General features: G+C 71.4%; 18 protein-coding genes. 6 read left to right on the plus strand and 12 right to left on the minus strand.

All coding sequences use genetic code 11. The annotated features are described in order from the left end of the window. The 7 genes from E1264_RS04150 to E1264_RS04180 all read right to left on the minus strand — a co-directional run. On the minus strand, positions 1-451 hold a 451-nt coding region (locus tag E1264_RS04150), incomplete at its 3' end, for an AMP-binding protein (protein ID WP_165963979.1). Then, positions 444-2,090 (minus strand): AMP-binding protein, encoded by a 1,647-nt coding sequence (locus E1264_RS04155; protein WP_132169712.1) that lies wholly within the window; start codon positions 2,088-2,090, stop codon positions 444-446. The genes E1264_RS04150 and E1264_RS04155, both read right to left, overlap by 8 nt. Further along, the gene (locus E1264_RS04160) at positions 2,087-3,514 is read right to left on the minus strand and encodes an FkbM family methyltransferase (RefSeq protein ID WP_132169714.1); all 1,428 of its coding nucleotides are present in this window, start codon (positions 3,512-3,514) and stop codon (positions 2,087-2,089) included. Before E1264_RS04160 ends, E1264_RS04155 begins: the two co-directional genes overlap by 4 nt. A 3-nt stretch (positions 3,515-3,517) precedes the next feature. Beyond that, positions 3,518-4,708 (minus strand): alpha/beta hydrolase, encoded by a 1,191-nt coding sequence (locus E1264_RS04165; protein ID WP_132169716.1) that lies wholly within the window; start codon positions 4,706-4,708, stop codon positions 3,518-3,520. A gap of 2 nt (positions 4,709-4,710) precedes the next feature. After that, positions 4,711-5,640, minus strand: coding sequence for a chlorinating enzyme (locus E1264_RS04170; protein WP_132169718.1), 930 nt, complete (start codon positions 5,638-5,640; stop codon positions 4,711-4,713). Positions 5,641-5,644: 4 nt separating this feature from the next. Continuing rightward, entirely contained in the window at positions 5,645-7,564 is a 1,920-nt protein-coding gene (locus E1264_RS04175) for a non-ribosomal peptide synthetase (protein WP_132169720.1), read from the minus strand. 39 nt (positions 7,565-7,603) lie between these two features. Next, complete coding sequence (locus tag E1264_RS04180; RefSeq protein WP_165963980.1) at positions 7,604-9,232, minus strand: carbamoyltransferase N-terminal domain-containing protein; 1,629 nt, start codon at positions 9,230-9,232, stop codon at positions 7,604-7,606. 324 nt (positions 9,233-9,556) lie between these two features. Here E1264_RS04180 and E1264_RS04185 point away from each other — a divergent pair, with 324 nt between their 5' ends. The 5 genes from E1264_RS04185 to E1264_RS04205 all read left to right on the plus strand — a co-directional run bounded on the left by E1264_RS04185 (position 9,557) and on the right by E1264_RS04205 (position 14,528). Continuing rightward, a complete protein-coding gene (locus E1264_RS04185; protein WP_132169724.1) occupies positions 9,557-10,030 on the plus strand; it encodes a hypothetical protein in 474 nt (157 codons plus the stop codon). Positions 10,031-10,167: 137 nt separating this feature from the next. Further along, entirely contained in the window at positions 10,168-11,058 is an 891-nt protein-coding gene (locus E1264_RS04190; protein WP_132169726.1) for an AAA family ATPase, read from the plus strand. Next, positions 11,055-12,410, plus strand: coding sequence for an MFS transporter (locus E1264_RS04195; RefSeq protein ID WP_165963981.1), 1,356 nt, complete (start codon positions 11,055-11,057; stop codon positions 12,408-12,410). The genes E1264_RS04190 and E1264_RS04195 overlap by 4 nt, the downstream gene beginning before the upstream one ends. Before the next feature lie 119 nt (positions 12,411-12,529). Further along, a complete protein-coding gene (locus E1264_RS04200; protein WP_132169730.1) occupies positions 12,530-13,345 on the plus strand; it encodes a class I SAM-dependent methyltransferase in 816 nt (271 codons plus the stop codon). A 28-nt stretch (positions 13,346-13,373) separates the two neighbouring features. Next, the gene (locus E1264_RS04205; RefSeq protein WP_132169732.1) at positions 13,374-14,528 is read left to right on the plus strand and encodes an aminotransferase class V-fold PLP-dependent enzyme; all 1,155 of its coding nucleotides are present in this window, start codon (positions 13,374-13,376) and stop codon (positions 14,526-14,528) included. 45 nt (positions 14,529-14,573) lie between these two features. Here the strand turns inward: E1264_RS04205 and E1264_RS04210 are convergent, their stop codons facing one another. From E1264_RS04210 to E1264_RS04220, 3 genes are read right to left on the minus strand one after another with little or no spacing between them, the layout of a single operon-like run. After that, a complete protein-coding gene (locus E1264_RS04210; protein WP_132169734.1) occupies positions 14,574-16,013 on the minus strand; it encodes a 4-hydroxyphenylacetate 3-hydroxylase N-terminal domain-containing protein in 1,440 nt (479 codons plus the stop codon). 32 nt (positions 16,014-16,045) lie between these two features. Continuing rightward, positions 16,046-17,404: an MFS transporter gene (locus E1264_RS04215; RefSeq protein WP_132169736.1), complete on the minus strand. Its 1,359-nt coding sequence runs from the start codon at positions 17,402-17,404 to the stop codon at positions 16,046-16,048. Then, entirely contained in the window at positions 17,401-18,552 is a 1,152-nt protein-coding gene (locus E1264_RS04220; RefSeq protein WP_132169737.1) for a GNAT family N-acetyltransferase, read from the minus strand. The genes E1264_RS04215 and E1264_RS04220 overlap by 4 nt, the downstream gene beginning before the upstream one ends. 130 nt (positions 18,553-18,682) lie before the next feature. Between E1264_RS04220 and E1264_RS04225 the strand changes: the two genes are divergently transcribed. Continuing rightward, complete coding sequence (locus tag E1264_RS04225) at positions 18,683-20,086, plus strand: FAD-binding oxidoreductase (protein ID WP_132169739.1); 1,404 nt, start codon at positions 18,683-18,685, stop codon at positions 20,084-20,086. Positions 20,087-20,123: 37 nt separating this feature from the next. On the opposite strand, the gene E1264_RS04230 is transcribed toward E1264_RS04225, so the two are convergent. After that, positions 20,124-20,771, minus strand: coding sequence for an FMN-binding negative transcriptional regulator (locus E1264_RS04230; RefSeq protein ID WP_132169741.1), 648 nt, complete (start codon positions 20,769-20,771; stop codon positions 20,124-20,126). A gap of 25 nt (positions 20,772-20,796) precedes the next feature. Continuing rightward, positions 20,797-22,020 carry an FAD-dependent monooxygenase gene (locus E1264_RS04235; RefSeq protein ID WP_243710737.1) on the minus strand — a complete coding sequence of 408 codons (1,224 nt, stop codon included), beginning with the start codon at positions 22,018-22,020 and terminating at the stop codon, positions 20,797-20,799. Positions 22,021-22,033: the final 13 nt, after the last annotated feature.

A 22,033-nucleotide genomic window follows, 5' to 3' on the forward strand; every position in this document is an offset into this window, starting at 1 on the left:
CGCCGCCGCTCGCGATCTCGTCGGTCACCAGGCACGGCGCGATCGTCGCGAGCCCATCGCCCGCGCGGCTGCGGATCATCTCGTCGGTCAGGACGACGGAGGCCCGCGCGTCCTGCGCGATGGCGAGCAGCCGCTCCACCGCGCGCATGTTCCGCGGCGGGTAGCAGGGCACGGGGACGACCCCGGCGAGGAGGCAGGCCCAGAACGCGCGGACGAACTCCGGCCCGTGGGGATAGAGCAGCAGGGCCCGCGCCGGTCTCGGCAGTTCGCTCAGGCGGGCCGCGAGGGCGCACACGGAGTCGTGGAGGTCCCGGTAGCTGATGCTGTGCGCGTCGTCCACCCCGTCGCGCAGGAACGTGTAAACGGGCTTCGCCGGTGATTCGGCCGCGCGACGGCGCAGGAGGGCTCCGAAGTTGTGCTCGCCGCCCGGTGAGCTCCTGTCCTCAGTCATCGACCCGCTCCAGCTTCGCGTCGCGGAATGAGCTCGTGATCTGGTGGCGCCGCAGTTTCCGGGTGCCGGTGAGCATGCCGTTCTCGGCGCTGAACGGCACCTCGCTGCGCACGAACAGCTTCACCTTTTCGTGCTCCGCCAGCTCCGGATTTCCCGCGGCGAGATAGGCCCTCAGCGCGTCGGGGCCGCCCTTCTCGGCGGGCCAGTGCGCGATGGCGACGAGGCGCTTCCCGTCGAACGAGGTGACGCAGATCGAGTTCTCGGCCTTCAGCTCGTGGAACACGGCCTCGACGCTGGAGGGGAACACTTTCTTGCCGTTGTCGAGGACGATGACGTCGTCCTTGCGGCCGTGGAGGAACAGGAAGCCGTCCGCGTCCAGGTGGCCGAGATCGCCGGTGCGGATGTACCCGTCCGGGTCGAAGGTGACGATCGACGGATCGGGAAGCTCGCTCCGGTCGATCCCGACGCGGATCTCGCCGTCCTCGCCGATCCTGACCGGCACGCGCGGCTTGCCGACGCTGCCGATGCGGAAGTCCTTCTCCGAGCTCATGGAGATGATCCGCGGGAGCTCGCTCTGCCCGTACCCCTCGTAGACCTTCACGCCCACCCGGTAGAACGTCGTGAGCGTGCGCGTGCCGATCGGGGCGCTGCCCGTCACGAAATAGTCGGCCCGGCCGCCGTACACCTTGCGCACCTTGGCGAACAGGTAGCGGCCGAAGAGGCGCTTCACCCAGTTGCGGTTGCCGAGGCGGTTGATCCGGAGCCGGAGGTAGAGGCGGAAGACGGCCTTCTGGCGCGCGCTGAGCCGCTGCAGTTTCTCCTCGATCCGCGTCGCGAGCGCCTCGTAGATCATGGGAACGCTCACCATGATGTTCGGTTTCTCGACGACGAGATCCGGCACGCAGCGCAGGGGATCGGAGAGGACGATGTCGATCCGGCGCATCAGTGCCAGCCGCACGAAGGCCCGCTGCTGGACGTGCGAGAACGGCATGAAGATGAGGACCTTGTTGTCTTTACGGCTCCAGAAGCTGGTCCTGTACCGGTAATACTGGGCGGCCAATTCGAGGCCGCGTTTCAGGCCGGTCGAGCGCTGTTCGGGCTCGGGCGGAAACGTCAGGTCGATCCGCTTCGCCTTGCCCGAGGTACCGGACGAGTAGCCGATCGAATAGTGGTCCAGCATCCGGTCGGCCGTGCAGGTCCACTCCGCGCCCGCGAGGCCCGCGAAGTCGTTTCCTCCGCGATCGGCTCCCCCGCGCCCGAAGAACCACACCGGCGCGTCGACCTCGGTGAGCCGCTCCTCCAGCGCCCGGTCGGCGAGCACGACGTCGGCCTTCGCCTCCCGGAACAGCGCACCGATCTCGCGGCCGGTGAGGAACTCGGGAACCGCGATCGACCGGAAGCCCGCCTTCAGGCAGGCCAGGTCGAGCACCATCCACTCGTAGCTCGTCGGCCCGATCAGCCCCACGTGGAAGTCGCGCCCGTCCGGCGGCCGGAGCGAGGCCAGCCGGGCGACGGCCCGGTCGATGTCGGCCGCCAGCTCCGACCACGTCGTGCGGACCTTGCCGCCGTCACGGTGGACGACGACGTTGCGGTGGTTGCCCGCGAGGTCCTCCAGGGCGGCGAAGAGCTGCCGCTTCATCGCATGTTCCCGCGGATGATCGCCGCGATCTCGTCGAAGCGGCTGCCCTCGAACAGCTGGTCCGGCGGCAGCACGTCCTCGCCGAACGCCTCGTGCACTTCGAGCACCATGCGCACCGATTTGAGCGACGTCCCGCCGAGCGCGAAGAAGTCGTCGGACGCCGAGACGTCGTCCACCTTCAGGATGCCGCGCCAGATGGCGGCGAGCTTCTTCTCGATCTCGGGCAGCGGGCCGCCCTCGGCGGTGCCGTCCGCCGCTTCCTCCGTGAGCAGGGCGATGAGCGCGGCCGTGTCGATCTCGCCGCGGGCGTCCCTCGGCAGCGCCGTGCCGAACCGGAATCGCTCCACCGGCAGGTCGGCGAGCTCGGCGGCGAGCTCCCCGCCGAGCTCGGCGCGGATGGCCGCGGCCAGCGCCCGGCGCGTCGACAGCGGCCGGCGCCAGGGCGGGGCGGCGGGATCGGGCCCCACCGGTCCCCGCCGGGCGTAGAGGCCGTGCATGTCGGTGGCGAGCAGGTCCTGGTTGCGGTCGACGAAGACGGTGAAGCCCTTGCCCTCCAGCAGCGCGACGGACGCGGCGACCCGGCCGTCGATGTCGTGGACCTCCATGACGACCTGGTCGATGCGCCGCCACAGCTCGTCGCCGATGCCCCGCAGCACCTGCCACTCCGCCTTCTCGACGTCGATCTTCAGGAGATCGATGCGGTCGATGGCGTGGCCGTCGAGCGCCTGCCCCAGCGTCTGCACGGCGCACTCGATCGACTCGCCGGCGAGCAGTTCGGCGACCATGGCGTCGAGCCCGGCGTCGGAGCCCGCCTCCTCCTGGCCCGCGAGATAGGTCTTGAGGACGTCCCGGTCCGCCGCGTCGGCGAGGAGCCCGGACATCGCGGTGTTCTTCGGGTAGTACGTGATCTGCGTCCGGCGGGGCGCGTCGCCGACCGCGCAGGGGATCACCACGACGTCGATGTCGTGCAGCCTGGCGTTCAGCTCGACGGCCCGGCAGAGGTGCGGGACGGGCTCGACCGCGAAGATCCGGGCGCCCGGGGCGGCCTTCCCGAACAGCACGGCGGCGCCGCCGATGTTCGCGCCGACGTCGACCACGGTCGGGCGGTCCGGCAGCCTCACCCCGTTGCGCAGGTATTCGTTGTCGCGGAACACCTCGCGGAAGATGAAGTCGGCCTCCCGCCGGTTCCGGTGGAAGATCATCAGGTCGTCGTCGGGCTCGAACAGCGAGAGCTCGCCGCCCGTGGCGGCCTCCTCGCACAGGGCCGCCGCGCGCCGGACCGCGGGGGCGTCCTCGCCCGGCACGGCGAAGACCCCGGCGACCCGCCGGTCCCCCGTCGCGTGCCGCACGAGGACGCAGTCCTCGACGAGCCCGCCGAGGCCGCGATCGATCTTCTCGACTTCGAGGGATGCGATGTCGATCATCCTTCAGGCGTGGGTCGGATGCTGCGCCGCCAGGAAGCCGGCGGCGAGCCGGGTCAGTCGGGCCGAGGTGTCGAAGACGGACAGGTGATCGCCGCTGGGCTCCTCGACGAGCCGGGCGCGGGCGAGCTCGCGCGCCACGCGATGCGAGCCCGCCGGATGCGCGGTCGTGTCGGTCCGGCTCGTCACGACCAGCGTCGAGTGCGGGATGCGGCCGAGCGGATCCGCGCTGTCGAACGACATGATCGCGAGGTTCAGCCGGGCGTAGTGGTGGAACAGGGTGGGCGTGGCGTAGGGGTAGATCACCAGCGGCGCGACCCGCTCGGGGATCGTCGCCAGGGCGGCCGGGCGGTGCATGAGCTTCTGGTACGAGGCCGCCTTCTCCGGGCTGTCCGCTCCGATCTCCATCAGCGCCTGGACGTCGCGCTGGTGGTCGGTCTTCGGCGTGCCGGGCCCGAAGTCGTAGTCCCCGTGCCACAGGCTCATCGACCCGAACCGCCCGGGATGCCGATGGGCCGCCTCCAGCGCGATGACCGCGCCGCCGCACAGGCCCATGAGGTGGCAGGACGGCACGCCGAGCGCGTCCATGACCGCCAGCAGATCGCCGACCTGGGCGGCCACGTCACATGCCATCCCTGGCTCGGGATCGGCCGGGGAGAACAGGCCGCGCGTCTGCCAGGTGATGACGAAATGCTCGTCGCCGAGCGCGTGCAGCCACCGCCGCGACAGCTCGACGGGCATGCCGCAGGGCGGGATCAGCATCACCGCCGGGCGGGCCCGGTCGCCGGCCGTGAAGGCGTCGAGCGTCAGGCCGTCGTGCGTGGCGACCGGCACCCGCCTGGGTGCCCGGTCACGGGCCCTGGCCGCGGCGCGCTCGATCACGGCGGCCCCGGCATCGGCGCTCTCCTCGTCGAACAGCCCGGGATCCCGCAGCAGGGCGCTGAGGCGGCGCTCGATCGAGAGCCCGAACGAGCTAGAGGGCCGCCGCGGCGCGGAGCAGACGCGGATCGTCTGGCGCAGGCCGGCCGCGCGGGCGGCGCCGTCGAGCATCCGCTGCGGAGCCGCGCCGAGACGCTCGTGGTCTTCCACGACCACCTCGAAGCGGTCCTGCGGCAGCCGGTCGGCCAGCGGCTTGACCTCGCCGCAGACCTCGACGGCGGTCGCCGCCCACGCCTCCAGCCGTTCCAGCCGTCCCATGATCAGTTCTTGCGGAACGGGATGCCGGTCGTCGTGTGGGTCAGGAGCCGGTTCCGCTGGTAGCGGTCCTCGCCCGACACCAGCACGCACCCGAAGCGCTCCAGCGAGATCCGCCCGCCGTACTCGTGGATCTCGTCGAGGCCCGGATAGACCGACACCGACGCCGGGACGTAGCGGCTGACGAAGCCGAGCCGCATCTCGTCCGTCCGGCCCGCGTGGCTGTGGGAGGCGTGCATCAGCGTCGACCAGAAGATGATGAACTGCCCCGGCTCCAGTTCCATCGACACGGCCTTGCTCTCGTCCGGGGACCAGTCCGGGTCGATCTGCAGCTGGCGGTAGTCGTAGCCGAAGAAGCCGCGGCTCACGCCGTTCTTGACCTTGTTGCGGTTCGCCTCGGGGTCGTAGTGCATCCCCAGGCTCTCGTCGTAGAACATCTGCCGGTGCGTGCCGGGGATGAACTGCAGGCAGGCGGTCTCGACGGTGGCCCGGGTGAACGCCGTCCACACCGTGATCGTGCCGCCGTACTCCTTGTCCTCGGCCCAGACGATCTGGGGCTCTCCCCCCGCGTTGGCGAAGGTGTCCGCCTGGTGCCAGTCGGTCCCCTCGTCGCCGGGGTACTTCGGGAAGAACTCCGAGCGCCAGCAGAGGACGTCGTCGCCGAGAATGCTCGCCACGCGGTGGACGATCTCGGGCCGCGCGATGTGTTCGGCGAGGAAGGCGTTGTCGAGGTGACGGTCGTAGTTGGAGATGTTGGTCCCCTGCGACACCGCCTCCGTGTCCTGGTAGACGGCGTCCTTCCGGTCGAGCAGCCGCAGCCGCTCCTTCCGCCAGCGGCTCGCCATCTCCTCGGGGTCGTAGAGCGTGAACGGTCCGGCATAGCCGTTCTGCTGGAATGCGTCGAGTTCGTCGGGCGTGAGCGTGAACTGGCTCATGACATCAACTTTCGCGATCATCTGGTGCGGGCGAGGGGCCGCGCTCGGCGGCCGTCCGGCTCCCGGACGCGAGCTGCTTGCCGACGTGCTCGACATAGAGGTCGAACGAGAGGCCGTCGGCGAAGGCGGCCGGGTCGACGTCCACGGAGAGCTGCCTCTTCGTTTCCGTCATGATTCGGATGAGGTCGAGCGAGGTGCCGCCGTCCTCGAAGAAGTCCGCGTCCGGCGAGCCGACGGGCCTCTTCAGGACCTGCTCCCAGACGGCCCGGACCTTCTCGGGATAGCCGCCGTTCGGGTCCGGCCGGGCATCCGGCCCGGCGTCGGGCCGGGCGTCCGGCCGCGCGGACGGCTCTTGGGCGAGGTACAGCTCCCGGAGGGAGTCGCGGTCGACCTTGCCGTTGTGGTTCCTCGGGTGCTCTTCGAGCAGGACGCACTCGGCCGGGCACATGTACGGGGGAAGCGACTCGCGGATGCGCGCCAACACCGCCTCGCGGGCGGCGTCGCGCTCGGCCGGTGCGGCTCCGCGCTCGTGCAGGCAGAACAGCACGAGGCGGGCATCACCGCTGGACGGCGACACCCGCAGCGCGACGGACCCGGAAAGGCCGGGCTGCGCGTCCGCCACGGCCTCGATCTCCCGCGGGTCGATCCGGTAGCCGTGCAGCTTGATCTGGTCGTCCGCGCGCCCGGCGAAGAAGTACTCGACGCCGTCGTAGGTGACGCCGAGGTCGCCCGTGCGGTAGATCCGCTCCTGGCTGCCGTCGCCCGCGTCCCGGCCCAGGAACCGCGAGGCGGTGAGGTCGGCGTCGTTCAGGTAGCCGGTGGCGACGCCGGCGCCGCCGACGTGGATCTCCCCGATCTCGCCGCGGGGGGTGGGCTGCCCGGCGCCGTCCAGGAGCCGGATGGTCAGGTCGGGGATCGGCACGCCGATGGGAGAGTGCTCCGACGCGCCGAGCACGTCGAGCGTCAGCGGCCGGTACGTGACGTGCACGGTCGTCTCCGTGAGCCCGTACATGTTCACCAGCCGCGGGCGGGACTCGCCGCGCCGGGCCAGCCACGCCACGGCGACGTCCTTGTCGATCGGCTCGCCGCCCAGCACGATGTGCCGGAGCGCGAGGTCGGAGCGGCGGCGGGCGTCAACCGCGGCGAAGGCGCGGAACGCGGTCGGCGTCTGGCTCAGGACCGTGACGCCCGCGTCGGCGACCAGTTGGTGGAAGCGCTCGGGCGTGCGGGCGGTCGCGCCGGGCACGATGACGGCCTTGCCGCCGTACAGCAGCGCACCCCACAGCTCCCAGACGGAGAAGTCGAACGCGTTCGAGTGGAAGAGAGTCCAGACGTCGGTGGCGGAGAAATCGAACCATTGCTCCGTCTCGCGGAACAGCCTGTCGACGTTTCCGTGCTCCACGACGACGCCATGGGGCTCGCCGGTCGTTCCCGAGGTGTAGATGACGTAGGCGGGCGCGTCCGCGGAGACCTCCGCCGGGGCCCATCCGGGCGGGGCGTCGCCGGTGAACGCGCCGCGCTCGTACGCGACGAGCGTGAGGTCGGGCCGGTCGAACAGGCCCGCGAGCTCCGGGGCCGCGACGACGACGTCCACCCGGCTGTGATCGACGATGTAGTGGACGCGGGCCGCCGGATGGTCCGGATCGATGGGCAGGTAGGCCGCCCCCGCCTTGAGGACGCCGAGCAGCGCGGCGACCATGTCGACGCCCCGCGGGAAGCACAGGCCGACGACATCGCCGACCCGCACGCCCTGGGACGTCAACCGGCCCGCGAGCCGATCGGAGAACTGGTCGAGCTCCCGGTAGGTGAGGCGCTCACCGCCGAACTCGACCGCGGTCCGCGAGGGCAGTTCCCTCGCCCGCCGACGGAAGACCTCATGAAGCCCACCCCGGAATCCGTGCGGGGCGTCCGCGCTGGTAGACATGGATTCCTCTTCGCGCTGAGAATTGCTGGATCAATCGGCTCAATCGACCGGTGCGGTGCGCGTGTAAAGCTTTCCCTTGGCCCATATGTAGTTCACGTGACCCCATTCGACGACGCTGCGAATATCGGGGAAGAAACCGGAGCCGAGGTCGTTGGCGCTGGTGTTGCAGAGGACCGGCAGCCCGCTGAGCTCCGCGTAGTGCCTGAGCAGCGCGTGGATCTCCGGGTTCTCCCGCTCGTTGACCGTCTGGAGGCGGGCCGTCCCGTCCAGGTGGCAGACGGCCGGGAGCCGCTCGGCCGCGTCCGGGCGCACGCGGTGGTCGTAGAGCATGTACGGGTCGGGCGTGCCGGGGTCGAAGAACCGCGGCGCGTCCTCCTCCGCGCAGATCGGCGCGACCGGCCGGTACGACTCGCGCCGCTTGATCCGGTTGAGCGTGACCTTCATCTCCGGCGCGGTCGGCGCCGCCATGATGCTGCGGTTCCCGAGGGCGCGCGGCCCGAGCTCGGCCCGGCCGTGCAGGACGATCACCGGCTCCTGCGATTCGTGGAGGAGCCGGGCCAGGTCCTTGAGGGTGCAGTCGCGCGTGGACCAGCCCGCCGAATCCCATGGCGTGTCCCGGATCGACGGGCCGCTGTAGACGTCCCAGTCGACCGACTCGTAGCCGTGCTGGGCGACGAGGTCGCAGCAGACGGTGCCGATCGCGGACCCGGCGTCGTTCGGGAACGGCGGGATCCACAGCTCCGCCAGGTTGCAGGAGCGCCGGATCGCGCTGTTCCACTTGATGTTCAGCGCGCACCCGCCGGCGTAGCAGAGGTTCCGGGGGCCCTTGTCGAGCTCGTCCAGGCGTGCGGCGAGCGTCCGGACCAGCACCTCTTCGAGGAAGTGGTGGAACGTCGTGAGGACGTCGTCGTCGCCGAAGCCGCTGGCCTTGGCCCGGAAGACCAGCTTCAGCAGCAGTGCCCGCTCGAATTCGAGCATCTGGTCGTGGGTCGTGACGGTCCCGGTCCTGGCGACCAGCTTCTCGAAGATCGCGTGAAAGCTTTCGAGAAGGGACGGCTGCCGGTGCCCCTTCGCGATGTAGGCCATGTACTTTCCGGCCAGCGAAAGGTCGTTCGGCCGGTACTCCTTGTACGGGGCGAAGTTCACGGCGAAGTACGTGTAGATGAACCCGCTCATCGGGAACAGATAGCCCAGGCATTCGAGTGGGCCGCCCGGAGAATAGTGGAAGAGCTGGGGGAAGGACATGCCGTCCCACGTCAGCACGAATGACGGTTCACCGCGCCGGCCGATGGGGCTGCAACAATAGGCGGAGTAGATGTGGCCGGCGATGTGATGGTAGGAACTGTACTCCCGGTCGAAGTAGGGGCTGAACGCGGCTTTTTTCGCCAGCGGATTGGCGCGTACGTCGTAGAGATGACCGTAGTCGCCCACCTCGAACGGTACCGTCGCCCCGCCCACGGACACCCCGTACGGCGTCGTGTGCCAGCCGTCGACGACGACCGAGTCCACCTCGCCCCACTCGTATCCCATGTCGAGGAGCAGATCGGACAGCTCGCCGCGCGTCAGCCCGTACTCCGAGTAACGCGCATTGTTGTCGAGTTTCTCGATTTCGTAGCACCGGACGAGGCTGTTGTCCGAAAAGAGGGCGACGCTGCTGTCGTGACTCAACTTGATGCCCAGCGAGATTAATCGTTGATCGCGCATGTCCCGGCTTCTGTTGTCCGAGCTTCGATTGTCATCCCAGGCTTCGTTGCCGAGCGCTGATGTTACGCGCGAGAACTCGTCACTTCAAGCGCCGCCGATAGAACGATTTCGGACGCACCGCAGACCGCGTTTTTCAGGGGCCCATGCTGTGACGGAAGGGACGTAAGTGAAAGGCGCCTCGCGATTGAGGGAAACAGCGGATAGATGTCAGAATCAGCTGTGGCTTCATCGGTGAAGGCGGCGATGGCGGTGGAATCGATGGCGTGGAATAGGGTCGGCCATGACATCATGCGCGCTGTCACCGATCCCTACGCCCTGTATTGCATCGCACTCGGCCACGCTCACGACGCCGCACAATTGCGCGAGCGAACCGTCGACGGGCGCCTTACGCTCGTCATCACCACGCTGGCGATGGTCAGCGCCAGCGGCCTGGCCGGCTGCGGCGAGCGCTGCGGAAGGGCCCATCCCGCCGACATCACGCCGTCGCTGCGGGAGCTGGCGGACGCCGACGGCGCCGAGCTCCGTTCCCTGACGCCCCCGCAGGCCGCCGCGCTCGGCGCGCTCTACCGCACCCAGACCGCGGCGGGCTATCTCGGTGACACCGTGCTCGCCGCCTGCGGCGCCGCGCTGGTCGCGCACGCGGAGAACATCCCGCTGCTCACCACGCCCCGGGCCCGGTACTGCTACGTCACCGGCCGGCCGGCGTCGCTCGCCACCCGCATCGAGATCGACTCCGTGCCCGACGCGGGTGATCACCCTTGAGATTTGAATGCTTTTAGGTGAAGATTTGCCGTGCCAACGGTGAGAACGCCACGCCGAGTAGACGACCGACCGTTCTTTTGTTGCAGGACCACAAAGGCCGGCGCCCGATTTCTACTGTGCGGGAAAGGGCTCGCGATATGGACGTGCCGACGACGAACAGTGGTGCCCGGCTCGTGGTGCTGGGAACGTCTTCCGGGGTCGGAAAGACGCTCATCACGATGGCCATCTGCCGGTGGTTGCGCGACCAGGGGGTGTCGGTGACGCCGTTCAAGTCGCTCTCGATGGAGGAGGGCCCGGCGGGTTACCCCGTGCCACCGGACGGCGTGATCCACTTCCACCAGGCGTACCAGGCCATAGCGGCGGGCGTGGCACCGGAACGGGACATGAACCCGATCGCCATCTGGACGACTCCGGACGGCGTCGCGACCTCCGTCCGGGGGCAGCGGACGAGCGACTGGCTCTTCCAGGAACCGGCCACCCTGCGCACCAGCCGCAGCCGCGCCGAGGTCCTCGACGCCTACCGCGGGCTGGAGCGACGTCACGACGCCGTCATCGCCGAAGGGTGCGGCAGCCCCGTCGAGATGAATCTCAAGGAGCGGGACGTCACCAATCTCTGGCTCGCCGAAGCGACCGACGCCTCGTGCATTCTGGTGTGCACCACGGTCCTGACCGGGGTGTTCGCGGCATTGCTGGGAACGCTGGATCTCATGACGCCGGGTGAGCGGCGGCGCGTGGTGGGTTTCGTGGTCAACCGGTTCGACGGCGACCACGGTGATTTCGACTCCGCGGTGGAGATCCTCGAGACGTGCGCGGGGATACCCTGTCTCGGCGTCATCCCGCATTTCCCGGACGGCCCGCTGGCCGGACCGGTGCCGACCGGTCCGGAGATGGCCAGGCGCATGGCGCACTCGGCCGAACTCGAGGAACGGATCAGCGCGTGGACGGCACACGTCGCCGGGCACATGGACTTCGCGAAGATGATGGACGCCGTGAACGCCGGTGGCACGCGGGTCTCGCTCGAACATTGACCCCGCGGCGGCTCTCGAACGGCATCGCCTACTTCGGCATCGTCTGGTTCGGGCTGGCGATCTCCCAGCTCGCCAGCGCGACCACCAACTTCGCGCTGACGGTGTGGCTCTGGCAGCGCAGCCACCAGGCGTCCCCGGTCGCCCTGCTCGAACTGTGCTCGTTCGCCGCGGTCGTCGGCCTGAGCCCGGTCGCCGGGATGCTCACCGACCGGTGGGGGCGCTACCGGACGCTGATGCTGAGCAACCTGGTCGGGGCGCTGGTCATGGCGTTCCTCTGGGGGCTGTACGGGCTGGACAACCTCCAGGCCGGGTTCATCTATGTGGCGATGCTCGCGCTGGGCGCGAGCCTGACGCTGCAGTTCCCGGCGATGATGTCGCTGATCACGGTGACGGTGCCGTCCCGGCACTACGCGCGCGCGAACGGGCTCGTGTCGCTCGCCGTCTCCGTGGCCGGGATCGGGGCCCCCGTGCTCGGCGCCGCGCTGCTCCAGTCCGCGGGGCTCGCCACGATCCTGGTGATCGACGTCCTGAGCTACGCGGTGGCCGCCGTCACCCTGCTGGCCGTCCGGGGCGAGAAGCGCGCTCCGGCGGGCCCTGCGCCGTCCGGGAAGCGGGCTGCCTGGCGGTCGGACCTGACGCTCGGCTTCCGGTACATCGCCAGGGAACGCGGCCTGCTCGCGCTGCAGCTGTGCTTCTTCGCGTTCTTCTTCTCCAGCATGCTGGGCGTCCTGCAAGCGCCGATGATCCTGGCCAGGACGGAGGGGAACGCGGTGCTGGCGGGGACGCTCTCGGCCGCCGGGATCGGCGGCCTGCTCGGCAGCCTCGCGACGACCGTGTTCGGCACCGCGGGACGCTCGCCGCTGCGGGTGATCTTCCTGGGGTTCGTGCTCACCGGGCTGGCGGGCCAGCTGCCGCTCGCGGTCACCACCGAACCGGTCGCGTGGTTCGCGGCCTCGTTCGCCGCCGGTCTCATCCTGCCCGCGGTGCTGGCCGCCCACCAGTCGCTCTGGCAGCACACCATCCCGGACGACCTCCAGGGGCGGGTCTTCGCGGCGCGGCGCATCATCACCGAGTCGGCGGGGCCGGTCGCGATGCTGTCGGCGGGGCCGCTGGCCGACTACGTCTTCGAGCCGGGCATGCGGGGACGGCTGGGCTCGGTGGCCGGGCCGCTGGTGGGCACCGGTCCCGGGTCGGGCATGGCGCTCATCCTGCTGCTGGCCGCGCTGCTGTCGGTCGCGACGGGCCTCGTCGGGATGCGGCTGAAGTCGGTGCGCGCGCTGGAAAGCGACACCCGGCGCGGCCTTGGGGACCACATCGACGCGCCGCCGGAACGGCGCTTCGATCCCGCCTGAACGAACCTGAACGAACCTGAACGAATAGGCGTACACCACCTCGAACAAATGGCATATTACCTCGATAATGAGGCAGGGAATTGTCCTCACGGGGTTCTGACGGGGAGAGGTGATGCGACGTGACCACGCCCGGTTACGTCTTCGACAGCGCGGGTGAGGCGGAGCGCCTCCAGGTACAGGCGGAGGTCTGGTCCGGCGACGTCGAGGCCATGCTCGACGAAATCGGCATCGGTGCGGGGGCCACATGCGTCGACGTCGCCTGCGGCCCGGCCGGAATATTAGAACCGCTGTCGCGCAGGGTCGGCGCGACCGGAAAGGTCGTCGCGGTGGACAGGACACCGCACCTGCTGGAGGCCGCCCGGGAGCACTGCCGGAAACACGGCCTCGAAAACGTCGAGTTCGTCCTCGCCGACGCCCGGAAGACGACGCTGCCGCGGGGGTCGTTCGACTTCGTCCACTCCCGTTTCCTGCTGCTGCTGTTCGAGGACTACGGCGATTTCCTCACCGAGATGATCGAGCTCGCCCGGCCGGGCGGGGTGATCTGCTGCCAGGAGTCGGACCAGGCCGCCTGGGACTACTTCCCGACGCCACCGTCGTGGCCCGGGGTGAAGGACGTGATCGAACGCGCCTTCGCCACGTTCGGCGGCGACCCCAACATCGGCCGGCGGCTGGTGCACATCATGCGCGAGCGCGGGCTGGACGACGTCCGGGCCCGCGCCGCCGTGCGCGCCCTGCAGGGCGGCCATCCCTACATGCAGATGCCGCTCATCCTGCTCAGCCGCATGCACGACACCATCCTCGAACACGGGCTGCTCGGACCGGAGGAGTTCGACGCCGCGTTCGCCGAGATGCAGGCGGCCGTCGACGATCCCGCAACGTGGGAGATCACCTTCGCGCTGACCCAGATCTGGGGCCGGCGCCCGATCGCGGCCTGAACCGGGAGAGGCGGACGAGGACGATCGCATGAAAGCACCGCTCGACCGTGACCGGTTCCCCGTGTGCCGGCGCTGGGCCTACCTCGACCATGCCGCGATCGCGCCCGTCCCGCTGCCGGCGGCGGAGGCCATGCGCGAGCATGCGCTGGAGCTGGCGCGCGACGGGGCGCTCGCCTACGACGACCACGCCGCCGCCGTCGAGCGGGTGCGCGCGGCGGCGGCGCGGCTGATGGGCGTCCCCGCCACGGACGTCGCGTTCGTCAAGAACACCACCGAGGGGCTCGCGTTCGTCGCCTCCGGCCTGGACTGGAAGCCCGGAGACCGGGTCGTGGTGCCCGCCCTGGACTTCCCCTCGACCGTGTTCCCCTGGACGACGCTCGCCGGCCGGGGCGTGTCGGTCGCCTTCGTCCATCCCCGCGGCCCGGGCCGCACCCTGCCGTTCTCGGCCTACGCCGAGGTCATCGACGCGGGTCCGGCGCCGAGGCTGGTGGCCGTGAGCTGGGTGCAGTTCGCGCGCGGCTGGCGGACGGACCTCGCCGAGCTGGCACGGCTGTGCCGGGAGCGGGGGACGCTGCTGTGCGTCGACGCCATCCAGGGGCTCGGCGTCCTCCCGGCCCGGCTGGAGGAGTGGGGCGTCGACTTCGCCGCGGCCGACGGGCACAAGTGGATGCTGGGCCCGGCGGGCGCCGGGGTGCTGTACGTGCGCCGGTCCCGCCTCGACCTGCTGCGTCCGCTGGAACCGGGCTGGGCCTCGGTCCGCGACCCGGGCCTGTGGGACTCGCTGGCGTTCGATCCGGACGACACGGCGCGGCGCCTGGAGGGCGGCATGCTCAACGCCGCCGGGATCCTGGGGCTGGGCGCCTCCCTCGACCTGCTGCACGCCGCGACGGTGGAGCGGGTGTGGGAGCACATCGACGGGCTGTGCGACCTGGCGAGCGCGGAACTCACCGAGGCCGGGGCGACCATCCTGTCGGACCGTACGGCCGGGGGTCGGTCGGGGATCGTGACGTTCACCGTGCCGGGGGTGGATCCGGAGACGGCCGTCGCGCAGCTGAGGACGGCCGGCGTGGTCTGCTCCGCCCGCGGCAAGGGGCTGCGCATCTCCCCGCACGGCTACACCACCGAGGAGGACATCGGCCGCCTGGTCCGCACCATCACGGTCCTGGCCCGAGCCGCGGCGTAGCCAGGAGCCGCGTAGACAGGAGCCGCGTAGTCACGAGCCGAGTGATCAGGAGCCGGGCAGTACGAGCCAGCCGCGCGCGTACTGCTCGGCCTTCTCCCGGTCGAACATCTGGAGGAACCGCTCCCGCAGCACGTCCGGCGGGCCGAGGTAGAAGCGCTCGTAGAGCAGATGACGGCCGCCGAACGCCCCCACCGCCAGCTCGGACGCCAGCCGCAGCAGCGCCGCGTGCTCGTCGGGGCTCAGCACGTCGCCGGTGAAGTAGTCGCGCAGCAGCTCCGCGGCGGGGCCGGACAGGTCGCGCTCGGACGGGCCCATGATCAGCCCGCTGGACCCGATCAGCTGCAGGAACTCCCCGAACCGGGGGAAGAACATGCTGGCCAGGACGGACGAGGAGCCGAGCGGCGGCGTCGCGGGCAGGTGCCGCCCGCCCGGGCCGGGCGCCGCCGTCGCCTCCGCCGCGGTGACCAGCGCGCGGAGGCTCTCCACCATCGCCGCCATCTCGCCCAGCATCACGCGGGTGGGCGGCTGCCGGTCCCGGCCGCTCGCGCGGGCGAGCAGCCCGGCGACGCCGACGAGGAGCTCCGCCTTCACCGCCGCGCGGACCGACGTCTGGTGCCACTGGTAGGTGGTCATCGCCGTCTCCGCGCGTAACGCGTTGGCCAGCTCCACGTCCCCGTCGATGAACACGAGGTCCCGGGGGACGACGGCGTCCTCGAACACGCACAGCGCGTCCATCTCGTCGAAGCGTTCGCTCAGCGGCGCGTCGAAGAGCGGCGCGTCGCGCGCCAGCGGATCGCGGCAGAGCAGGCGCAGACCGGGCGCGTCGGCCGGGAGCGCGAACGCGAGCGTCTGGGCGGCCTCGTCCGGGCCGAGCGGCCGGAACGGGTAGACGAGCAGCGCGTCCGCGACCGGCGCGAGCGTCGCCAGCATCTTCATCCCGCGCACCACGATGCCCTCGCTCGTCTCCCCCACCTTGCGGAGGGTCAGCGGCTCGCCCGTCCCGGCGAGGTGCCGGTCGCGGGGCGGATCGCTGATGGCGTGCGTGTGGCACAGGTTGAGCTTCCGCGCGTGCCGGTAGTAGCCACGGACGTTGTCGGCGAACCGCGGATCGCGGCGGCCGAAGAAGTCGCTGCGGGCGTACCAGCTCGCCAGCAGCGTCGCCAGGAAGTCGGGGCTGCGGCCCATGAGGCCCGCCGTGGCCCGCGCGACGATCTCGAACGCGCGGCCGCGGGCGGCGACGCCGGCCGCGTCGGTGGCCAGGGCGTAGGACCAGGGGACGGTCTCGCCGGTCTCCTGGCACGTCGTCATCAGGTCGTCGCGCGCGTCCGGGTCGTGGTGCAGGTCCATCAGCGCGGCGATCGAGTTCGCGCTGCCGCGCAGCGCGCTGTGGGAGGTCACGTCGGCGACCCGGGACCCGCCGACGACGACGTCGCGGCCGTCCCGGAGGTCCGAGAGGTACTGCTTGCCCGTGCGTGCGTGGGTCATGGCCTCATCCTCGCCCCCAATCCGGCAAAGGGCTATGCGGCTGAACGCTCCGCGGCGACCGCCCGGTGCACCTTCGCGTAACAGGCCGCGGCGACCAGCGACAGCGCCAGGACGCCCAGCCACAGGACCCCGTCGCCGTACCGCTCCCGGGCGGGCAGGCCCACGGCGGGAGCGAGCGCGCTGCCGATCCACATCGTGGATGTGACCACGCCCATGTAGGTGCCGACGCGGCCGTCCGGCGCCGCCCGCACCACGATGTCCTCGCTCGCCGGGCCCCACATCATGTCGCCGAGGACGAAGGCGACGATGAACAGCAGCAGGCTCGCGACCGTCAGGCCGCCCCAGAACACCGCGAAGGAGAGCCCCATCAGCAGGACCCCGGCCGTGAGCCGCGTGGCGGGGGAGAGCGCGCGGAGGCGGCGCTGCACGCGGAGCTGCCCGACCAGGGTCAGCAGCGGCCCGACCGCGTACAGCAGGCCCCACTCGCTCGCGGTCAGGACGTCCGAGCCGACGACCACGATCGGGAGGACCGCCTCGAAGACGTACATGACCGTCCATGCGCTGCTCGACGCCACGAGCAGCAGCAGGAGCCTGCCGTCCGCGAGCAGCGCCGTCATCCCGTGCACGGCACGCCCACCCGCCCCGGGCGTCCCGGACGACGCTTCGTCCGGCGCCTTGGACTGCTTCACGGCGGGTGCGTCGTCCGGGGCCCGCCCGGCGCGGTAGAGGGCGACGGCGGGCAGCAGCGAGAGGACGTACAGCGCGCACACACCGGCCCGCAGCGCCGTCCAGCCCCCTTGCAGCAGGGCCGCGCCGAGCAGCGGGCCGCACAGCAGGCCCACGTTCAGGACGAGCCGGTAGTCCGCGAAGCCCTTCTCGGTGTCGCCGGCGCGGGCGCCGAGATGGCCGATCAGCGTCCGCTGGGCGACCCCGCGCAGCGGCTGGGTGCCGGTGACCACCGCGAGCATGCCGATCGCGGGCCAGGTGCCGATGCCCGGGAGCGCGAGCACCGTGGTGCCGGCGGCGTGCAGCGCGGCGATGGCGATGATCATCCGCCGCGGGCCGAACCGGTCGACCAGCGAACCGGCGAGCGCCGCCCCGCACGCTCCCGCGAGACCGGCCGCGAACAGCGCGGTGGAGACGGTCTCCACGGGGGCGTCCCGGTCCTTGATCAGCCAGAGGCCGAAGTAGCCGACCAGCGCGCCGAAGCCCGCGAAGTTGGTCCCGACGGTCGCGAGGACGGGCAGCAGCACCCGCTCCAGCCGGCCGCCGAGGACGAGCTCCGCCGCCCTGGACCCCGCCGCGCCGAGCCGGCGCGCGAGAGCCGTCCATGGCCTCGGTGCGCCCGGCCCCGTGGCGCGCGGCCGGGAGTCCCTGCCCCGGCGGGTCACCCGCGCGGGGGCGACAGCTCGGCGAGCTCCGCGACACCGCGCCGGGCGCTCGGGTCGCGCGGGTCGAGGCTCTTCACGTACGCGATCTGCTCGACCCCGGTGCAGCCGCGGGACTCCTTCACCTCGTCCGCCCCGATCGAGTAGTGGATCGCGGCCAGCCCGCGGGCCTGGGCGAGCCGGACGAGCTGGTAGTACACCAGCCCGAAGTACAGCGGCAGGCGCCCCTTGACCGCGTAGTCGAAGCCCGCCTGCCGGGCGTAGAGGTCGTGCCCGTCGGCGAAGATCAGCACGAAGCCCGCGAGCCGCCCGCCGAGCTCCGCCGTCACCACCTCGGCGTGGTCGGGCACGTTGCGGGCGACGCTCCGCAGGACGCCGAGCAGCGCGGCCTCATCGCCGGGCGTCCCGTACCGGGCGTACAGCTGCGCCTCCAGCGGGGCGAGCCGTCCGGCCAGCTCTTCGGTCAGCGGGCGGACGCGGTAGGTCACGCCCGCCCCGTCGAGCGCGCGCACGTCGCGTGCGACGCGCCGCCGCCGGGTCTTCGTCGGTAACGCGGCGATGTAGTCGGTGAAGGTCCCCGGCTGGGGGACGGGCAGCATGTACGTCGTCGCGCAGTGGAGCGCGGTGTACCCGCCCTTCTCCAGCACCGTCCGGAACATGTCGTCGGTGGCATCGACGTAGAGGAACGTCACGGAGGCGAGAGCGTTCTCCGCCGCGACCTCCTCCGCCCTGGCGACCAGGGCCGTCGCCGCCTTGAGCCGGTCATCGGGACCGAGATCCCGCGCGAAGGCCGCGCCGGAGTGGGAGGGATGGCGCGGACCGCAGGCCAGGCACGGCATGAGCGCTCCGGCCCACTCCGCCGGCCGGCCCGCCGCCGTCCGGCTGATGTCGTCGATCACGTGGTCGGCGCGGCAGAAGACGAATGGCGCGTCGCGGGTCAGCGCGTACGCCGGCATCGTCGCTCGCAGGCGGCCCGCGTCGGCGCCGGCGGTGTCGGCGGCGGTGAAATAGAAAGGCGCCGGATCTGCGGTGCGCTCGGCATGGCGCAACCATGGACTGGACGAGTAAAAGCCGCCGTCCGGCTGCACCGCGTCCCATTCCGGAATATTCAGGGATGCCAGGTGGCGATCCACGCGGACGGAAAATCCCATGGCGCGGATCCTCTCATCCTGGCCGCTGCGTGTACGAGTCCGCGGTTGATCCCGCACACCGAGTCCGGCACCATCGGCCGTGACGTCACGTCACCATCGGTTCGCGACACGAAATCGAGGGGAACCCCACATGGCAGACGGCCCGTCCCGCCACGAAAGGGTGATCACGGAGCTGCGCGACAACCTGCGCGGACCGCTGATCACCGCGGCCGACGCCGGTTACGACGAGGCCCGCGGCGTCTGGAACGGGGCCATCGACCGCCGCCCGATCGCCGTCGCCCGGGTGGCCGGCACCGCCGACGTCGTCACCGCCCTCGGCGTCGCCCGCGAGCACGGGCTGCCGGTCGCGGTGCGCGGCGGCGGCCACAACGTGGCGGGCTTCGCCACCTGCGACGACGGCATCGTCGTGGACCTCTCGGCGCTGAAGGGCATCCGCGTGGACCGGGCCGCCCGCACCGCCCGCGCGCAGGGCGGGGTCGTCTGGGGGGAGCTGGACGCGGAGACCCAGGCGTTCGGGCTCGCCACCACCGGCGGCGTCGTCAGCGGCACGGGCATCGCCGGGTTCACGCTCGGCGGCGGCATCGGCTGGCTGATGCGCAAGCACGGCGTCGCCGCCGACAACCTCGTCTCGGCCGACGTCGTCACCGCCGCCGGCGAAACGGTCACCGCGGACGGGCGGGAGAACCGCGAACTGCTGTGGGGGCTACGCGGCGGCGGCGGGAATTTCGGTGTCGTCACCTCGCTGGAATACCGGCTGCTTCCGGTCGGCCCGCTCGTGTACGGCGGCGTCATTCTCTTTCCGGCCGAGCGGGGCCCGGAGCTGCTGCGCTTTTATGCGGAATGGACGCGCGACCTGCCCGACGAGCTGACCACCATGGTGGTGTTCCTCGCGGCCCCGCCGATGCCGTTCGTGCCCGCCGAATGGCACGGCCGGCAGGCGATCGCCGTGGCGTGCTGCCATATCGGAACGGCGGACGCCGCCACGGCGGCGTTCAAGGAACTGCGCGATTTCGGCGAACCCGTCGCGGACGCCCTCGGGCCCATTCCCTACACGGTTCTGCAGGGAATGTTCGATCCGACCGCGCCGCGCGGCATCAACGCCTACTGGAAGACCCACCATCTGGCCGACCTCGCCGGCCCGGCCATCGACACCGCCGCCGAGCGGGCGGCGGAACTGACCCGGCTCTTCCCCCTCAGCGCCGTCCATTTCCACCATCTGGAGGGCGCGGTGGCCCGCGGCTCGTCCGGCGACGGCGCCTTCTCCCACCGCACGCCGCGCTTCGTGATGAACATCCTCGGCATGTGGGCGGACGCCGCCGACGCCGACCCCCACACCAGGTGGGTCCGCGGGACGTGGGACGCCATGCGCGCGCACGCCACCGGCGACCCGTACCTCAACTTCCTCGCCGACGAGGGCGGCACCCAGGTCCGCCGCGCCTACAGCGACGAGGTGTTCGCCCGACTGACCGCCCTGAAGAAGAAATACGATCCGGAGAACCTCTTCCGGCTCAACCAGAACATCCCGCCGGGCTGATCGCGGGGGCCGATCGCGGGGGTGACCGTCGCCGTCGCTAGTCCGAGGCGCTTTCGGCGGCCGCCTTCCGTTCGTCCCGCTCGATGTTCCGCATCGCGTACCCGTGCCCGGCGAGGTCGGCGGGCCGGCCCCGTTCGGTCAGCCGCTCGGCCACCGCCCGCCGGTGCGGGACGTCCATGTTGCCGCCGAACTTGAACTTCCCGTCCAGCTCCCTGATCGCCAGCCGCGCGCCCCGGATCCCGGGCAGCAGGTGCGCGTGCACATCCGGGTCGTGCTTGCGGTCCGGTTCCTTCTGGCGCAGCTGGGCGCGCAGCACCTCGAGCTTCGCCTCTGTCGTGTCCATCATCTCGACCTCGCACCGCGCCTGGACGGCGGCGTAGTAGATCGTGGGGATCCCCATGTCCGGGTCTTCGTCGCCGACGACCCGCCAGTATCCGGGGATGTAGGAGTAGTGGGCCGCGACGCTCAGCATCACCATCGGGTTCTCGTCGATCGCCGCCCAGACGGAGTTCTTCGCCGACAGGTGGAGCATGAGCGTCTCGTCGTCGATCACCACGAACTGGGTCGGGACGACCACCGGGACGTCCCGGCCCCGCCCGGCCGCCACCAGCTGCCCGAACTCGTGGGTCCGCAGGAACTCCATCGATTCCTCGCGGCTCGCGCGATCGACCTGGGGTATCAGCATGTGCCGTTCCTTCCGTGCGTCACGGTCAGTACCTGCCTCCCCCGCCTCCCCCGTTCCCGGCCGGGCGGGCGGAGCCCGCGACGCCGTAGGGCGCCAGCTCCAGCCATCGGCCGCACCGCGGGACCAGCGGGGACAGCGCGGCGGCGGCCGCCTGCCGGAACCGTCCGCTCCGGCCCGGGGCCAGATGGGCGAGTGCCCGCTCGGTGGCGGCGGCGTTGCGCACCGCGGCCGCGCGCCGCTCCACCGCGAACCGGCCGACCGCGGCCGCGCGCTCCGGCCCGCCGGCGTCCCGCGCCTCGGCCACCGCCGCGGCGGCGGCGACGGCGTCGGCGAAGCCGCTGTTCATGCCTCGGGCGCCGAACGGCGGGAACAGGTGCGCCGCCTCCCCGGCCAGCAGCACCCGCCGATGGACGTCGGTGAAGTCGTCCGCCACGACCCGCAGGAACCGATACGTCGAGATCCAGCGGATCCGCGGGACGTAGGAGGGGTCCACGACCTGGCGGAGCCATTCGTGCACGGCGGCTTCGTCGTCCCAGTCGGCGGCCGAGTCGTCGCAACGGCACTGGAGGTCCACCTGGAAGCCGCCCGTGAACGGCACTAGCAGGACGTGACGTCCGCCCAGGCGAGGGTGCCGGTAGTGGAAGGTCCGTGCGCGGAGCAGGTCATCGTCATGGTCCGCCTCCACGTCGAGGACGACGTGGAAGCCCTCGGTGCGGGGCCCGGTGGCGGCGACGCCCAGCGACCGCCGCACCGTCGACCGCGCGCCGTCGGCGCCGACCACGTACGCGGCGCGGCGCTCGCGACCGTCCGCGGTGCCGACCGTGACACCGTCCGCCGAGCTCGACACCGCCTCGACGGGCGTGCCCCACTCGATCGGTATCCCCGCCGATTCGCATGCGCCGCGCAGGAACCTTTCGGTGTCGGTCTGCCGCAGGCTGGTGAACGGCGGCAGGACGCCGGGCGGAAGGTCCGGCCGGGTCCGCTCGAAGACCTGCCGCCCGTGATACACCGTCCGGCGCACGCGCCAGGTCAGGCCGTACCCGGCGATGTCCCGGCCCAGCCCGGGCCGCACGCCCTCCAGCAGGCGCAGCGAGTCGCGGTGGACGTACAGGGCGCGGCTGCCGGGCCGCACCCGCCCGGCGTCCTCGGCCTCCAGCACCGTCACCGCGATGCCGCGCGCGTGCAGGGCCAGCGCCGCGGCGAGCCCGGCGGGGCCGGCGCCGACGACGATGACCTCCGGGGTGGTCACGGCGCCGCCGTCA

It is taken from the genome of Actinomadura sp. KC216, assembly GCF_004348535.1.
GTDB lineage: Bacteria > Actinomycetota > Actinomycetes > Streptosporangiales > Streptosporangiaceae > Spirillospora.

Coding starts and splice junctions, on each gene's coding strand:
- E1264_RS04155 (WP_132169712.1), bottom strand. CDS start 2,090: ATGAAGCGGCAGCTCTTCGCCGCCCTGGAGGACCTCGCGGGCAACCAC.
- E1264_RS04160 (WP_132169714.1), bottom strand. CDS start 3,514: ATGATCGACATCGCATCCCTCGAAGTCGAGAAGATCGATCGCGGCCTC.
- E1264_RS04165 (WP_132169716.1), bottom strand. CDS start 4,708: ATGGGACGGCTGGAACGGCTGGAGGCGTGGGCGGCGACCGCCGTCGAG.
- E1264_RS04170 (WP_132169718.1), bottom strand. CDS start 5,640: ATGAGCCAGTTCACGCTCACGCCCGACGAACTCGACGCATTCCAGCAG.
- E1264_RS04175 (WP_132169720.1), bottom strand. CDS start 7,564: ATGTCTACCAGCGCGGACGCCCCGCACGGATTCCGGGGTGGGCTTCAT.
- E1264_RS04185 (WP_132169724.1), top strand. CDS start 9,557: ATGCGCGCTGTCACCGATCCCTACGCCCTGTATTGCATCGCACTCGGC.
- E1264_RS04190 (WP_132169726.1), top strand. CDS start 10,168: ATGGACGTGCCGACGACGAACAGTGGTGCCCGGCTCGTGGTGCTGGGA.
- E1264_RS04205 (WP_132169732.1), top strand. CDS start 13,374: ATGAAAGCACCGCTCGACCGTGACCGGTTCCCCGTGTGCCGGCGCTGG.
- E1264_RS04210 (WP_132169734.1), bottom strand. CDS start 16,013: ATGACCCACGCACGCACGGGCAAGCAGTACCTCTCGGACCTCCGGGAC.
- E1264_RS04220 (WP_132169737.1), bottom strand. CDS start 18,552: ATGGGATTTTCCGTCCGCGTGGATCGCCACCTGGCATCCCTGAATATT.
- E1264_RS04225 (WP_132169739.1), top strand. CDS start 18,683: ATGGCAGACGGCCCGTCCCGCCACGAAAGGGTGATCACGGAGCTGCGC.
- E1264_RS04230 (WP_132169741.1), bottom strand. CDS start 20,771: ATGCTGATACCCCAGGTCGATCGCGCGAGCCGCGAGGAATCGATGGAG.